The organism is Lentibacillus halodurans (genome assembly GCF_900112045.1).
In the GTDB taxonomy this organism is placed as follows: domain Bacteria; phylum Bacillota; class Bacilli; order Bacillales; family Amphibacillaceae; genus Lentibacillus; species Lentibacillus halodurans.
Window position 1 is genome coordinate 1 of sequence record NZ_FOJW01000019.1, and the last position, 14,863, is coordinate 14,863.

The window sequence follows — 14,863 nt, forward strand, 5'->3', positions numbered from 1 at the left end:
GTCCAGCATGCCTTTCCGGTTCCGGCGGCTGAAAATCTCCTGTTTCAATCTGTTTCAGCTGTGAAACAAGTTCCCGGACATCCATGCTGCCATCTCCACCATCTCGGATCGCCTCAACCATGTCTTCCAACGATTGCACTGCCAGAAACATGACATCCATCACATCTTCCGTCACGTCCAATTCCTGATTTCTGATCTGATCGAAGACATTTTCCATTTGATGGGTTAAAGCGGCAATGTCATGAAATGCCATTGTTCCGGCCATGCCCTTCAATGTATGGGCTGAACGAAAAATGTCATGGACGATATCCGGATTCTCCGGATTCTGTTCGAGTTCTAATAAATGATGATTGATGGACTGCAGGTGTTCATCACTTTCGTCAAGGAATACATCAAGATAATCACTGGTATCCATTTCAACCCCCCTATCTATTAATCAAGCAACAGGAAAATATCCAAATCTCCTAAATGATCAAATGAAGCCGTCACACTAAGGCCTTGTTTAAAGCCCGATAATGTTGAATCTCCCTGTATCATCGTTGGGGCAGTAATATTAATATCAATCCCATTTTCGATGATATTCGTTGATAAACCCCCAGCAATCATATTACCGAGTTCACCACTAAAGGATATAAGCATATCACCCTCAAGAGGCATCCCGTACATGGCTTCTCCAACCTTGCTAAAAATTGCAGACTTTCCTGATAAAACCAGTTTTCCTTTAACATCCCCGGTAATACCAATCAGGACGCCAAACTTCAGACCAAAATCACGTTCTAATAACCGTGGATTTGTCCTTGTATATTCAATTGGCACAACTGTATTCAACGATATCAAGGTACCATTAAGCAAGTTGGTGACTGCTTTATTTCGCTCGTTTGCTGTAATTTGCATTTGTTCTCACTCCTCATCGGAACTCGATTCTCCTGTCTCAATAACATGATTCGGCATTATTTGCACTTCAACTCTTCTATTTATTTCCATGTTTTGTTCATTTGTGTTAGGCACAATCGGATGATGTTCACCAAATCCTTTAGCACTGAACTGCTCTGGTTCCAGATTTTCGTGTTCAAGTAATAATTGCATAAAATTAATCGCACGCATGGCGCTTAAGTCCCAATTAGACGAAAAATCACTATTTTCTATCGGGCGGTTATCGGTATGCCCGCTCACGACGATTTGATTAGGCGGATCAGTATATAAAAAATTGGAAATTTCCCTGGCGAGCTTCCTGCCTTCTTTCTTCACTTCAGCACTGCCTGTATCAAAAGACACATCATTGGATATCGTGACAAATAATCCCTCATTTGATAATTTTGTGCCTAACACTTCCGATAAATCATTTTGCTCAATATATTCGTTAATCTGTTGCTGCAGTCCCTTTAATTTTTGTAATTCATTCATTTTATCAAGTTCTTGATCATGTTCATTATCATCTTCATTGCTATGATCTGCCTCAACTGGAACCTGATCCTGAGTACCGTTGCTGCCCTCTAATATTCCGCTTCCTCCATTAAACTCACTATCAAAAACTTGTATCAGACTTTCATATTTCTGAGCATCTATTTCGCTCATCGCAAAGAGAACGATAAATAATGCAACTAGAAGGGTCAGTAAATCCGAGTATGGAAGCAGCCACGATTCATTGATATGATTGCCTTTACGCTGTCTCTTCCGTCGCATTTTCATCCTCCTGACCCAATATTGCCAACTCTTCCGAAGATAAGTAAGAACTTAACTTATCTTTGATGATCTGAGGAGATTCGCCATTTGTTATGGACAAAATGCCTTCTATCATAATTTGCTTCAATCGAACTTCATTTTCGGACTTCTCTTTTAACTTATTGGCAAAGGGATGCCATAAAATATACCCGGAGAAAATCCCCAATAATGTTGCCACAAAAGCAGCAGATATCGCTTTACCCAAAACCTCAATATCATTCAAATCACTAAGTGCAGCAATTAAGCCAATCACAGCTCCAAGTACACCTAATGTAGGCGCATATGTACCGGCTTGCGTAAATATAGATATACCTTTCTGATGCCTTTCCTCCATTGCATCAATCTTTTCCAGCATCACTTCCCGTATAAAGTCAGGGGATTGACCATCAACAACTAATTGCAAGCCAGAACGCAAAAATGGATCATTCACATGGTCCATTTTCCCTTCCAACCATAGTATTCCTTCTTTTCTTGTCGTTTCAGCCCAGTTTGTGATATCTGTCATGAATGCTGTAGCATCGCTATTTTGATCCTTTGTAAATATGATTTTCAATAATGCTGGTACTTTCTTAAGCGTACTCATTGGAAAAGCTATAAACACCGAGGCAGCAGTGCCTAAAAAGATGATTAATAGTGCTGCCGGGTTGATAATCGCCATAGGGCTTACCCCTTTTAATACCATACCAGCCCCAACAGCAATAATCCCAAAAAGTATCCCAATAATTGATGCTTTATCCATCTTGTAACCTCCACAACCTTATATATTGATCTGGAAATTCACCCGACATATAATCCTTTATCGGTTTTGGCTTCCCTAAAACATACCCCTGTCCATACGTAACACCCAATTCCCTCGCTGTTTGCAGATCAGCCACAGACTCAAATCCTTCTACGATAACCTCAGTATTATTGTCAAAGAGGGTCAGCATTGATTGAAGAGCCTTCTGTTTTTTGGGCGAGGCAGCCAGATTTTCAGCAAAATAACGATCCATTTTAGCTATATCAGGATTCAATTCCAATATGGAACTTAACATGAATTCCCCCTTCCCAATATCATCGAATGCAATTAGGAATCCTTCATTTCTGATCGCTTGAATAACCTTTTTTATCGTTGAAAAATTTGTTGCCCTCTCATATTCATTTATTTCAAATACAATATGACACGCTTCCATATGGCTATAAGACTTCAGGTGTTGCAGAAGATCATAAAAAGTTGAATCAGCTAAAGTTGAGGGAAACACGTTGACAAATATATATAAATGATTCATAGATATATCTTTAATAATCTTCTGAAATGCTTCAAATATGGAACCCAGGTCTACATTAGCCAGCTGATTTTTTTGCCTGGCGTATTCGAACAGCCGTTCAGGATTTTGAAACTGCTTTGAACGTATAAGCACCTCATACCCATGAACGGTATTTGTGGTTAAATTTACAATCGGTTGAACAACATGATAGAAGTCAATTTCGTCAGGCGCCAAACCAAAACGCAAATGATTCATATTATCCCTCATTCTGTATTTTCTTTAATTTGTCTTCATGATGAACACAATCTATAACATTCTCCTAAGTTCCAATAAAAATGGTCTCTGTCATCCTCATCAACATGATGATTTAATCCTTCAAAAAAAAAAGCCATTCAGGAATTAATAGAATAGCCAAAGGATCACATATAGATGAGATTGATGATTTGGCAGCCAGGCGGTCATGATGTCCTGTAACCGGCATTTTAGATCCTTGGCTTTGCGTCCTACCCTTTCGAATAGTTTGCCTTTTTCTTCTAATTAATGGGTTTTTTGTACTATGTCTTTTTGTTCATCTTATTATTATATCGACAAAATATAACAATCTTTTATACTGTTGAACATAAAAATTTTTGATATTTAGTGAAATGAACTGCATCGTTTCGTATTCAGGATGATGTATTAAATAAAAGTATTTACCATAACGCATACGAAGAAATGCCGCTAAAAAAAGATTCCCATCAGGTTCAATAACTTGATAGGAATCTTTTTTGCACAGTCATGATACAAAATGTAATGGTCAGAAAATGTATCTTGAATGATCCGCGATTCAGTACACGAAATCAGTTAAAATCAGGTATTAGCGCTGAAATGATAACCGTGTACGACCTTATCAGACAGATGACGAATAAACCGGGCTATGCTAAAATAAACGTGCGGTTGGGTGCCAGTACCGAACTCCCCACCGCCGCAAATGGCTTTGCGAAGAGGGTGTTGCCGCACCTTCTTCATTCATGCAATGCCCTTCTCGGAATCGATGGGCTGCCTGCTCCGACATAGTCTCCCCCGATTTGAGCTTGAAATTTGACCACATCTTCTCCCAGATAACGAAGCCGTTCCATGACTTCCGGATCCACTAATGTTTTTTCAGAAAAATGACGATTATGTGCATAGACCGAACCCGGTACAATATGTGCTCGGAAAAATCCGATCAAAGGCTTCAACTGATGCTCAATCGCCAGAAAATGATGATATGTTCCACCGGTTGCAATCAAGCCGACAACCTTCCCTTTCAATGCATCATTCGGGATCAAATCGAATACATTTTTCAAGGCACCAGTATAGGACCCGCGATATACAGGAGTACCAATAATCAACGCATCTGCTTCTTCAATTTTTTTAATAACCTGTTTTGTATCGTTTTCATAGTACGTTGGATCTCGTCCGTCACAAAATTGCAAGTCATAATCACGCAAACTGATGATCTCTGTCTCAATCGACGGATTCTCAACTTTGGCAAACTCCAACACTTTGTCTATTACGATGGTTGTTTTTGAGCGGGGCGTCATACTACCCGACAATCCAAGCAGTTTCACACTGTCACTCCTTTTTCTTTCAATCGTTGCTCTTTTTCACGCACAAGTGGGATCACTTTTTCCCCAAATGCCTTCAAGTCGGTTTCATAATGGAAAAATCCTGTTAAGATCAGTCCAACGCCAAGTTTTTTCAACTCAATGATACGATCAGCTACCTGCTCCGGTGTTCCGATTAATCCAGTCTTAAAACCATCGTTGTATTGAACAAGATCTTCAAAAGTGGAATTTGCCCACATACCGTCATGATCTCTGGTTGATTGACCGGCCTCTTTTACCGATTGCCTAAAGCCCTCTACCGCTTCAACGTCGGCGTTAGAGACAATGTCCCGCAGTGTTTGAAGGGCTTCATTTTCGGTATCACGTACAATCGCAAACCCATTGGCAGCATAATTAACTGTTCGGTCCTCAGCTTTAGCCAGTGATCTAACGCCTTCAATCTGTTCTTTGAAGCCGTCTAACGTATTTCCGTTCATGAAATACCAATCGGACACACGTGCCGCCATTTCCCGGGCCGCTTTTGAATTTCCCCCCTGAAAAATGGGGATATGCTGTACAGGCTTCGGTTTTAAAGGGGCACCGTTAATCCGATAAAAATCTCCTCTGAATATCGCTTCCTCTTCCGTCCACATCGACCGCAGCACGCGGATGAACTCCTCTGATCGCCGGTATCGCTCATCATGCTCCAGCCATGGTTCACCATAGCCGGTAAATTCCCCTTTAAACCAGCCGCTGACAACGTTGACCGCTGCACGGCCATTGCTGATATGATCAAGGGTTGCCAGCATTTTCGCATACACACCCGGGTGCCAAAGACCAGGATGTACCGCTGCAATCAGCTTAATTTTCGACGTAACACTGGCCAGTGAAGAGGCGAGTGTTGCAGCTTCCAACTGATATTCCGCACCGTAGCTTGCAAAAAAACGTGTTTGCAACAATGCAAAGTCAAAACCGGCTTCTTCCGCGATTTGTGCATACCGTTTATTCGCCTCGAACGTCCAGTCCGTTTGTTGCGAAAGCTTAGAAACAACGAGCCCTCCACTGACATTCGGCACCCAATAAGCGAATTGCAAATTACCCATTTTGATGACCTCCTTTTCTTTCCATTGTAAAATGTCCCTGTGATGCAAGTGTTGGTTTGAACCTTAACAGTCTTTTAGTTTGAATGTGGCTGCGACTTTTTGCCATTTTGTATACTTCAAAACGTTGTCATTGTGTTTCAACCTGCAAGTTTCACCTAAATACGTCGTTGCCTTAAACATTTCCAGTGCCACTTTAATTAATCTTCCATTTTTCCTCACCTGAGCTATTAATACATGACGCTTCTTCTCATCGCATCCCCCCTTAAACGTCATAAAACCCTTCTCCAAAAAAGAGAAGGGTTTACAAAACATATATCACATTTTGCTGACGCCTTCTCATCTTCGGATTCATAAAGCAATCCTCTGAAATTGGCACCGGGCTTTCGTTCCCATTCCACAAAATGTGCTGTCGAGCAATAAGCTGGTTGCCGAGAGTTCATAGGGTCAGTCCCTCCCTCTCTCTTGATAAGAAGTATTCGTATTATTCATTTATTTATAGAATATTTTAACGACAAGCATATTATTCGTCAACTATTTTTTATTCTAATATTGACTAATGGCCACAAAGTCCTGTGTAAACAATCAATTTTATGACGCTGATAAAAAGCGGTCGCCAATAAGTTCAATAACTTCATGGAAACCTCCATAAAGACATTATTTGTTACGACATCCAATAGCTATATTGAAAATGGCGGAATAAATCGGCCATCGATATCGGTGAAGTGATATTCCTTGGCTAAATCACCAGCTTTTAACACCTGTCCGCTTTTCTCCATGATGTTTGGGTCGCTTGCCAACGCTTTTATGCCACGTCCAACATAATAAGGGGTTTCAGCTCTTTTTAATTCCTCTAAGTTATGCCAATGTTTCTCATCTGCACATTATTAATAAGAATCTCCAGTTTTTCCTGTTCCTTACGAATTTGAGTGATGACTGCTTCTGTTTCTGAATCATTCGTATGATCACAGCGAACTGCAATACCTTTTCCACCGTAAGCTTCAATTTGAGAAACTGTATCATCAATTGTTCCAGGCCAATTATTTGTGGAGTTTCCTTTCGTGCTGCGTCCCGTGATATCTTCATAATAGTTAGCTGGATGGCTCTTTTTTTGTTCAACCAGAAGAAACGGTACAATAGCATAAACGATCAAAAACTACTGTTTATTGTAAAGCCGGGTGCCGGACAGTAATGCATGATTCAGCTGAAAAGTGAAGAATACCAAACCTTTTACTGTCCTTTTTCCGCCTCGTTTATCTCTTTAACTTATCTCCCCAGCGGTCCCTATTGATTCCCAATATAGCGTATTCAAATCAAGTTGATTATATATCCACCCGCAACACCTGATATAACGATCAGCCATGCGGGAACTTTCCAGATATTCAGCAAGGCAAATAGTATCATACCCAAGGCAAAGTCAGCAGCGTCAAAAATAGAACTTTTGACAACAGGGTCATAAAATGCAGCTAATAAAATCCCGACCACGCTGGCATTGACACCCATGAGTATTCCCTGGAAAGAAGCACGTTTTCGCAATGCATTTAAAAATGGTAAAGCAGCCACAATCAGTAAAAAGGATGGCAAAAATATACCGATGGTTGCAACGACAGCTCCTCCTATCCCTTCCATTACCGTCCCAAGGTAGCTTGAAAATGTAAACAAGGGACCTGGCACTGCCTGAGCCATTCCATACCCAGCCAGGAATTCATCAGGTGACAACAAGCCCTGTGGGACAACTTCACGCTCAATCATCGGCAGCACAACATGACCTCCGCCAAAGACCAATGAACCGACCCTGAAAAAGATATCAAATAGATTGACGAAAGGATTATTCGTAACCCTCGTTATAATTGGGAGAACAATGAGAAAGATCACTAGAATACTTAACGAAAAAATGCCTGCCTTTTTTGAAATATTTATTGAAAAAGATTTCACATTGGACTCAGCTTTATGTTTAAAAAGATTTAGCCCCAGCAACCCTGCTCCCAGGATAATAAGAATCTGCATCCATGCAAAAGGATAGAGCAACATAACGAATGCAGCCACTACCGCTATGGCGATACGTGTTTTATCCGGTGTTAATTTTCTTCCCAAGCCTATTAGAGCATGTAGCACGACTGCTACTGCTACAACCTTCAGACTTTGAATAAACACCGCACCTTCCAAGGAAAAGGTTTGATAAAGCATTGCGAATATAACTAAAACAATAACTGATGGGAGGGTAAATCCGATCCACGATATGATGCCACCTAAAAATCCCCCGCGCAGCATACCTATTGAAATCCCAACTTGGCTGCTGGCAGGACCTGGGAGAAACTGGCAGAGTGCAATGATATCTGCATAGGTTTTATCATCCAGCCATTTCTTTCGATCAATATATTCATCTTTAAAGTAAGCTAAATGAGCAACAGGACCACCAAATGATGTCAAACCTAATTTTGTGGAAGCAAATAGAATCTCTAAAAGAACCTGTAAACGGTTTTTATGGTTTACTTGTTTTTTCACGCCAATCCCCCTCGCTTATTTGATTTCTTTAAATAACTCATAGGCTTTGGAGCGCGCCTCGTTAAGCACTGATTCTCCCCAGCTTGTGATACGATAATATTTTCTTATCTTTCCATTCACATTAACCTCCTCTTTAACCAATAATTGATCGACTTCCATGTTGTGCAGAATCGGATATAAAGTCCCTGCACTTATTTCATAACCGTGTTCACGCAATTCTTCCAGCATCCATGAACCGTAAATGGCTTCTTCTTTTGCGTGGTGTAAGATATGAATTTGAATGAATCCCAAGAATAATTTTCGTAACACCTTGTTATCCAAATAATCTTCCTCCCATCAATAACGAAAACCGATATCGAAATTCGATTCCAATTGTACAATACAATCCATTTAATTTAAATGCAAGTATCTTTCAAGTCCCAATAAGATATATAGGTTTCCTAATGAGACAGGGACAAAAGGATATGAGCCAAAGGTAAATCCGAACGATGATTTCACTATGATTAGAACAGTTCGATTGACCTTTTGAAGTATGTTTGAAAATTGGTTACACATGATCGATAAACGGAGAAGTCACTTGGTCTTAGATTGACTTGCTTCCATGCTTTTGTTGGTGAGTGCATGATTATCGCTGCGGGAAAATATGCCCTTTCCAGGGGAACGGCAGCCTCAGCTAACGTTGCCAAGAAAACCAGTTTGTAAAGTGGATCTTCAGCTCTCGCTCTTCCCCCAAGCGTGTCGCATTTTTCGGCAGCTTAGAATCGTGTTCGCATAAGGTGACAGCAAACGTTCCATGAATTCTTTTCTTTCAACAATTAGAACCCCAACATGAGCGGCGGCAGCATACGGAGACGCCTATGGGAATTGCACGAACCGAAGACCCCGCAGGAAAGAGGTCTTGGCTTTCCGAGGCGGCTGAATCCGTGCTCATGGAAAGCACAGTATGCTGCCGGAGCGAATGATCGCACGCAACTAACATCAGAATGAAAGGAAGACTGCACCAACATAAATTGTCACGCTTTCACATTCGTTATCAACGATGAAAGGATTGACTGCTGAAAAATAGAGGAATAAATGATACGAAAGGGTGTGCGATTACTTGTACATCCTTTCATATACCATTTTCCGCAAGACACTAAGTCGCAGGTATTAGCAAACTTATTTCGTTATACTTTACAGAAAATTCACAGACGCTTATTAGTCACTTAACAGTTATAAGTTATACTCTAATTAAACAATGAATTCTGCCAATCGGAGGTGGTATGATGCGCTTTATTATGAAGGTCTGTGTCTGCCTTGTTCCAGTTGTTATATATCTGGTTTAGAAGATTACCAACACCTTTTGATCAGGAGGTGATTAGATGGTGAAATATTTGAATGCCGTATATGAATTAGACTGTCGCTGCTTTCGGATCATTAATAAGAATTTTGAAAGGAGACAAATGCATTCTTTTTCACAAGATTACGTACCGGAAATGGAACAAGCAATTGCAGTGAATCGCCTTGAAAAATATTTTGATCTTCCCCATTGTCAACAAAATTGAATTTTACAGTAAAATCATGGACTGAACCTGAAGGCAAACCTTTTTCACCATACCATAGATACATTATATGTTGATCAATCGCTTCAGGCGTCACGTCTTGAAGTTCAGCAAGTGTTGTTCAATAAATAATCTCATCCATGTTATGATCGTTGTATAAAAATTCGACTTCGATGTGTTCCCCAAAATCTTCGGATCCATTGTCACCTTGGTCATCTGTTATCGTGTAAGTTGTTTCCAGAAGTACCTCCTTAATATCAAGTGTTCCATCGTTCGCCAATTTAAAATCACGGTAAAAAGAGCCACCAGGCTTTATATTTTCCACATCGATGATGGCGGTTGAATTCAAATTCAAGTCTAACGTACCGGCTGCAAACGTGTTATTTCATTCTGAAGTATCACTAAAATATGCAACCGTACCGCCACTAATTAATCCTAACCCTAATACCGCCATTACTGCACCCAAACCTAATTGCTTTCTTATGGCCATTTTTGTTTTCACCTCCCTCTATATGATTTAGCATGTCCTCTTCTGATGTCTTTTGTTAATAGATTAACAAGAAAGTATTAATCTACTATATAGATAGCATTAATTTTATATTAATTCTGATAATTTTTAGCGAATGATGACATGTTGAAATAACAAACATAATCGCAGCAATCATAATTGAACCAAAAAGCCTACCGGCAAATCCTGTATGATTTAAAAACTTTACGAACGAATTGGTAAAGGGCGGTAAAAGAAGAAGAGGAAATCAGCACAAGTGGGAAAGTAGCTACTGTTTATGAAGTACATCGGTTTTTTACTGGATTATTTGGCAAACCGTTCTTTAGGATGGATCTCAAGCACCCTAAAGAACAGTTTCACAAAAAATGAAACAGATCTTCCTCTCCTTCCTATCAATAAATTATGGCTCACACAGGAAGAAAGAGGAATAAACCTGTTTTCTCTATTCACTTCACATCGGCTTCTTTTTTTCAATATGATCCAATCTTTTTAACGTTCGCCATATGGTAAATCCGGCGTATCCAAGCAGCAGCAAACCAGGTATGATCATAAATAAGATACTTCCATTCGGAGACTGTGCGAAATTTATAATATAACCGACATATGGAATCGTAAAGCCATTATATACCCCTATTACATTTTCAGCTAAAACCGGATCAGGATCGGGAGCATTATTGCTGTCCCCTTTGGTGGTGTAAACTACATTATCGTCTGTTGATATAACGTCTGTGATACGATGCGTAATTAATTTATCTTCTTCACCGATAAACGTAATCACATCACCCGATTGAAAGTTTGATCGATCCTTTTCGTCAACCGATTTTACAGCGATAATGGAACCTGTCTGGATACTAGGTTCCATGGATCCGGATAGTACAGATTTTAATTGGTAGCCGAATATCTCCGGCTGGCCTCCTGTCACTTTTGCGGAAATAACCAGTATTGCTGCACTTATCAGTAAGATGATGAATACGCCTGATACCGTTCGTCTTGTCCACTTTACTATTTTCAATTCGCTTCACCTTCTTGCCATGGCTTACTTCCTTTACGACAGTTGCCTTCCTTTTTCCCCGTGTATTCTAAGGAACAGATTGCCTCCCCTTGCTTTCAAACTTCACAAGAACGGCAGATCAAGACAATCTGCCTAAGTGTTAAGGAGCGGCCTGCTCATCTTCTTCAGCTCCTGTCAAGGAGACACCTATATCTTCTTGTTCCCACTTGCCGATGCTCACACTTCCATTTGACTCTTGATGGTCCGTTAAGTATGCAGCAGTATTTGTTGTTACATATCCAGCTGAAAATAGAAGCAGATACATGAACATCACCATTTTAAAAAAGTGTAAAATGAAGACATTTCGTGGTTTGTTTTTTCCCTGCGGCGGTCTCTCAAATTGATCGCCCACCCTTCCCTCTGTTTCCTGATCCAGGTTAATGTCACAGCACTGATCTTTGAACAGAGATTGAATATCCTTATTCCCCATTCTCAGCATCACCATCTTGCTGAATAGCTTTAAATTCCCAATTGAGTTCTAACTGATCCTCCTGAAAATGGCTTTGATCTTCCCCATTGTCCACCAATGTCAGCCGGACTGTGAAGTTTTTGGCTATGTCTCCCGCAGGAAATGATTCCACGATTGGCATAGAATTATCGTTCAATTCCGAAAGCGTTTTTTCAAATATACGTGTCTCTTCCTCGTCCTGATTCAACAGCAGCTCCACCAAAATATAATTGCCTAAGTTATCACCGTTGTTTGGTTCACCTTTATCAACGACTTCATAGGAAGCATGCAGGATTATTTCCTTCATATCCACACTTCCATCATTGGTAAGCTCAAACCTCGACTCCTGCGTATCTCCAGGCACTAAATCCTCAATTTGAAAAATCGTTTCTTTATTTGCACCTAAATCTAATGAGCCAGTTGTAATCTGATTATCAGTAGAGAATACATCCGTAAAATAGGCAGTTGTCCCTCCGGTGATTAAACTTAATCCAAGTGCAGCTAAGATGATGCTCATGACAAGTTCATGCCTTATGGTCATTTCAGCCCCTCCTCGGCGTATGTACCCGGATGTTTTTCAACAGATAATTTTCCCGGTGGTCAGGATTCCTAAGTTTATCTGGCTTCAAACGACCAATTAAGAGTTAATGCGTCTCCCTGAAACTGATTTTGATTTTCCTCGTTATCCACAAATTCGAATTGGACATACATCGTGTCACTTGTTCCAGCCTCTAAACCACTTTGTTCATTTTCAAAACCGAGTACATTTTTTGCTACAGCATCTGGCGCCATGTCCTGTAATTCATATAGCGTTGTCGAATAAATGATATCATTAAATCGATCGCCTTCTGACTTGTCATAGTTTTCAAGGAAATTTACTCTAATGTGCTTGCCGAAATCATCCGTATTATCACCTTCTGCATCGACTACTTCATAACTTGTATTTAATAGAACTTCCGTTATATCAAGTGATCCATTATTTTCCAAATAGAAAGTGCGAAATTCCCAATCGCCGGGTCTAAGGTTATCCACGTTAATAATCACTTCCGGGTCCACCGAAAGATCCAGCGTACCTGCAGCAAACGTATTCTCCGATTCTTCTGTATCACTGAAATACGCAAAAGTTCCGCCACTTACTAAAGAGATTCCCAATGCTGCGGCAGCGAACCCCGTACCCAATTTTTTCCTTATACTCATTGCAAGAAACCTCCTTGGCTTGCATTCTTATTTTTTAAAGACGCCGTAAAATGCTTCCCGTTTTCCAAATTAAACACTTCTTACTTTCTGCCTTATATGATGGGAATGCCATTACGCTGGAATGCAGCTGCTTCCAAATCGGACATTCCTTGTAATGCAGCAAAAGCAGACATGTTGTCCGAAACTTTAGGTGCATACCCTTGCGGAGGTGCTGCATGTCCCATTTGTCGGCCGCGACCAGGGTTTCTGCGTGCGAAAGGACCCCAAATTGCGAAAGTGATACCAGGTGTTTGAATATTCACGAATAATGTTTTCCCATCAGGTGAAAAGGTAGGACCTGCCAGTTCCGAATCATTGAGTACATTTTCAGCGAAAACGTACGTTTCTCCTTCTGGTGTTAATCCAATAATACGGTCAGATCCTCCGCCATCTTCCACAATCCATAAATCTCCCCACGGGGTCACTGTAATGTTGTCTGGAGATTCTAAATTATTGGCAGAAGTTGACTCATAGAAAAGTTCCAGCGTATTGGTTGAAGGAATGTAACGATAAATACGGCCAAGATTTTTACTCCCTGCATCGGTATCGGAAAACCAAAAGACGCCACCTACAAAATGGCAGCCTTCTAATCTGCTAAACTCGATGCATCCCTTCTGCCCAGCTTCAAGGCTCGGCTTTTCTGGATCCACATCCTTCCAGACGATTCCATAACGCTGCCCGGTGTGATAACTGCTCGCTTCATTTCGCGAAAGCTCTTCAATTGCAGCAGCCTGCAAGGTTCCTCCCTTATGTAAAGAACCAATCGTTTGACTGCGGTCATTTGGAAGAAAACGGTAAAAATAGCTTGGTCCAGCATCTTCAGTCATATATACAATTCCTGTCGCCGGGTCTACGTCAACCGCCTCATGAGAGAACAGCCCCATTTCTCTAATAGGCGTTTTTGAAAGATTATTTTCCGGATCGTTTGGGTCCACTTCAAACACATAACCATGCCCTTGTACAAGTGTCTCCTCACAGGTTATCCATGTTCCCCATGGTGTTCCCCCTCCCGCACAGTTTCGATACGTACCTGCAGACGTGACGTATTCATCTTTTAATTTACGATCTGGGCCAACAACCAGTGCGGTCGTTCCGCCAATATTATCCTTGTGATACGGATTTTTACCAATCACTGGATAGTCCGATTCCTCCGATAATTCGTGATTGCGTACTAAAATCGTGGAATTATTCGTCCCTTGAAATGCACACATTCCATCATGCATTGCCGGTATTGGCCGTCCGTCTGAAAGCTCACCTCCCTCTTCAGATAAAATACGGTATTGAAAACCTCTTGGTAGGTCCAAAACTCCACCCGGATCTTTTACTAGAGGACCATAACCGCCAAACGATCCCTTTGATCTGTTTGGTGCTGCAAATGTACGATTTCCGGTCAGGGATAAAACGCCTGACATTCCCAATGCAATCGTTGCTGTGCTCATGCCGCTTACCTTTAAAAATTTCCGTCTGTCCATGTTAGATTCACCATTCATGGAAGAAACCTCCTCGTATTAATTAGGGGTGCCCTTCTTTTGATGTCTTCTGTTAATAGATTAACAAGGAAATATTAACTTACTATATAGATAGTATTAATTTTATATTAATTCTGGTAATTTAGATTATTATTTAAGTGATGACATGTTAAAATACATACATAATCAGGAAATCGATGAATTTCTGTAGAAGGGAATGATGTGTGGATGTTATCCAGCATTGGTATACCGGGGTTAATTTTAATATTGTTGATCGCGCTCATCATATTTGGACCAAAAAAACTTCCGGAAATCGGAAAAGCTACCGGGCAAACCCTGCGTGAATTTAAAAGCTCTGCGAATGAATTGGTAAAAGACGATGAAGAGGAAGAAAAAGACGTTAGCAAGAAGGAAAATATCTAATGTGCAGCACGGAAGAGTGTATAACCGCTTGTGGCAAAACCTAAG

17 protein-coding genes, 1 pseudogene and 2 riboswitches are annotated in these 14,863 nt (G+C 40.7%); of the genes and pseudogenes, 1 reads left to right on the forward strand and 17 read right to left on the reverse strand.

Annotation, left to right across the window (positions count from 1 at the left end; all coding sequences use genetic code 11):
* The 17 genes and pseudogenes from BM195_RS16580 to BM195_RS16660 form a co-directional block, all read right to left on the reverse strand.
* Positions 1-415: Hpt domain-containing protein (locus BM195_RS16580; protein ID WP_170848281.1), on the reverse strand; the 415-nt coding region annotated here is incomplete at its 3' end.
* Positions 416-432: 17 nt separating this feature from the next.
* Positions 433-894: a chemotaxis protein CheX gene (locus tag BM195_RS16585; RefSeq protein ID WP_090241094.1), complete on the reverse strand. Its 462-nt coding sequence runs from the start codon at positions 892-894 to the stop codon at positions 433-435.
* Between the two features lie 6 nt (positions 895-900).
* Positions 901-1,683 carry a flagellar motor protein MotB gene (gene motB / locus BM195_RS16590; RefSeq protein ID WP_090241096.1) on the reverse strand — a complete coding sequence of 261 codons (783 nt, stop codon included), beginning with the start codon at positions 1,681-1,683 and terminating at the stop codon, positions 901-903.
* Positions 1,661-2,461, reverse strand: a complete 801-nt coding sequence (gene motA, locus BM195_RS16595) for a flagellar motor stator protein MotA (protein WP_090241100.1) — start codon at positions 2,459-2,461, stop codon at positions 1,661-1,663. The genes motB and motA overlap by 23 nt, the downstream gene beginning before the upstream one ends.
* Positions 2,454-3,224 carry an EAL domain-containing protein gene (locus BM195_RS16600; protein ID WP_170848289.1) on the reverse strand — a complete coding sequence of 257 codons (771 nt, stop codon included), beginning with the start codon at positions 3,222-3,224 and terminating at the stop codon, positions 2,454-2,456. The genes motA and BM195_RS16600 overlap by 8 nt, the downstream gene beginning before the upstream one ends.
* A gap of 187 nt (positions 3,225-3,411) precedes the next feature.
* Positions 3,412-3,504: riboswitch (cyclic di-GMP riboswitch) on the reverse strand.
* Between the two features lie 469 nt (positions 3,505-3,973).
* A complete protein-coding gene (locus tag BM195_RS16605) occupies positions 3,974-4,561 on the reverse strand; it encodes an NADPH-dependent FMN reductase (RefSeq protein WP_090241105.1) in 588 nt (195 codons plus the stop codon).
* Positions 4,558-5,640: a dimethylsulfone monooxygenase SfnG gene (sfnG, locus tag BM195_RS16610; RefSeq protein ID WP_090241107.1), complete on the reverse strand. Its 1,083-nt coding sequence runs from the start codon at positions 5,638-5,640 to the stop codon at positions 4,558-4,560. Before sfnG ends, BM195_RS16605 begins: the two co-directional genes overlap by 4 nt.
* 63 nt (positions 5,641-5,703) lie before the next feature.
* Positions 5,704-5,913, reverse strand: a complete 210-nt coding sequence (locus BM195_RS16615) for a hypothetical protein (protein ID WP_090241109.1) — start codon at positions 5,911-5,913, stop codon at positions 5,704-5,706.
* Positions 5,914-5,973: 60 nt separating this feature from the next.
* Positions 5,974-6,112: riboswitch (SAM riboswitch) on the reverse strand.
* Positions 6,113-6,490: 378 nt separating this feature from the next.
* The gene (locus tag BM195_RS18700) at positions 6,491-6,790 is read right to left on the reverse strand and encodes a Rossmann-fold NAD(P)-binding domain-containing protein (RefSeq protein WP_244535791.1); all 300 of its coding nucleotides are present in this window, start codon (positions 6,788-6,790) and stop codon (positions 6,491-6,493) included.
* A 155-nt stretch (positions 6,791-6,945) separates the two neighbouring features.
* Positions 6,946-8,142, reverse strand: a complete 1,197-nt coding sequence (gene chrA / locus BM195_RS16625; RefSeq protein WP_090241112.1) for a chromate efflux transporter — start codon at positions 8,140-8,142, stop codon at positions 6,946-6,948.
* A 15-nt stretch (positions 8,143-8,157) separates the two neighbouring features.
* The gene (locus BM195_RS16630; protein WP_090241114.1) at positions 8,158-8,463 is read right to left on the reverse strand and encodes a PadR family transcriptional regulator; all 306 of its coding nucleotides are present in this window, start codon (positions 8,461-8,463) and stop codon (positions 8,158-8,160) included.
* Positions 8,464-9,558: 1,095 nt separating this feature from the next.
* A pseudogene (locus BM195_RS16635) lies at positions 9,559-10,173 on the reverse strand (TasA family protein).
* Between the two features lie 469 nt (positions 10,174-10,642).
* The gene (sipW, locus tag BM195_RS16640; protein ID WP_090241116.1) at positions 10,643-11,203 is read right to left on the reverse strand and encodes a signal peptidase I SipW; all 561 of its coding nucleotides are present in this window, start codon (positions 11,201-11,203) and stop codon (positions 10,643-10,645) included.
* A 139-nt stretch (positions 11,204-11,342) separates the two neighbouring features.
* Positions 11,343-11,672, reverse strand: a complete 330-nt coding sequence (locus BM195_RS16645; RefSeq protein ID WP_090241118.1) for a SipW-dependent-type signal peptide-containing protein — start codon at positions 11,670-11,672, stop codon at positions 11,343-11,345.
* Positions 11,662-12,231: a TasA family protein gene (locus tag BM195_RS16650; protein WP_090241120.1), complete on the reverse strand. Its 570-nt coding sequence runs from the start codon at positions 12,229-12,231 to the stop codon at positions 11,662-11,664. Before BM195_RS16650 ends, BM195_RS16645 begins: the two co-directional genes overlap by 11 nt.
* 74 nt (positions 12,232-12,305) lie before the next feature.
* Entirely contained in the window at positions 12,306-12,887 is a 582-nt protein-coding gene (locus tag BM195_RS16655; protein WP_090241122.1) for a TasA family protein, read from the reverse strand.
* A 92-nt stretch (positions 12,888-12,979) separates the two neighbouring features.
* Complete coding sequence (locus BM195_RS16660; RefSeq protein WP_090241124.1) at positions 12,980-14,416, reverse strand: alkaline phosphatase PhoX; 1,437 nt, start codon at positions 14,414-14,416, stop codon at positions 12,980-12,982.
* A gap of 207 nt (positions 14,417-14,623) precedes the next feature.
* Here BM195_RS16660 and tatA point away from each other — a divergent pair, with 207 nt between their 5' ends.
* On the forward strand, positions 14,624-14,818 hold the full coding sequence (gene tatA / locus BM195_RS16665; RefSeq protein ID WP_090241126.1) for a twin-arginine translocase TatA/TatE family subunit: 195 nt from the start codon (positions 14,624-14,626) through the stop codon (positions 14,816-14,818).
* Positions 14,819-14,863: the final 45 nt, after the last annotated feature.

Coding starts and splice junctions, on each gene's coding strand:
- BM195_RS16585 (WP_090241094.1), bottom strand. CDS start 894: ATGCAAATTACAGCAAACGAGCGAAATAAAGCAGTCACCAACTTGCTT.
- motB (WP_090241096.1), bottom strand. CDS start 1,683: ATGCGACGGAAGAGACAGCGTAAAGGCAATCATATCAATGAATCGTGG.
- motA (WP_090241100.1), bottom strand. CDS start 2,461: ATGGATAAAGCATCAATTATTGGGATACTTTTTGGGATTATTGCTGTT.
- BM195_RS16600 (WP_170848289.1), bottom strand. CDS start 3,224: ATGAATCATTTGCGTTTTGGTTTGGCGCCTGACGAAATTGACTTCTAT.
- sfnG (WP_090241107.1), bottom strand. CDS start 5,640: ATGGGTAATTTGCAATTCGCTTATTGGGTGCCGAATGTCAGTGGAGGG.
- BM195_RS16615 (WP_090241109.1), bottom strand. CDS start 5,913: ATGACGTTTAAGGGGGGATGCGATGAGAAGAAGCGTCATGTATTAATA.
- BM195_RS16645 (WP_090241118.1), bottom strand. CDS start 11,672: ATGGGGAATAAGGATATTCAATCTCTGTTCAAAGATCAGTGCTGTGAC.
- BM195_RS16650 (WP_090241120.1), bottom strand. CDS start 12,231: ATGACCATAAGGCATGAACTTGTCATGAGCATCATCTTAGCTGCACTT.
- BM195_RS16655 (WP_090241122.1), bottom strand. CDS start 12,887: ATGAGTATAAGGAAAAAATTGGGTACGGGGTTCGCTGCCGCAGCATTG.
- BM195_RS16660 (WP_090241124.1), bottom strand. CDS start 14,416: ATGAATGGTGAATCTAACATGGACAGACGGAAATTTTTAAAGGTAAGC.
- tatA (WP_090241126.1), top strand. CDS start 14,624: ATGTTATCCAGCATTGGTATACCGGGGTTAATTTTAATATTGTTGATC.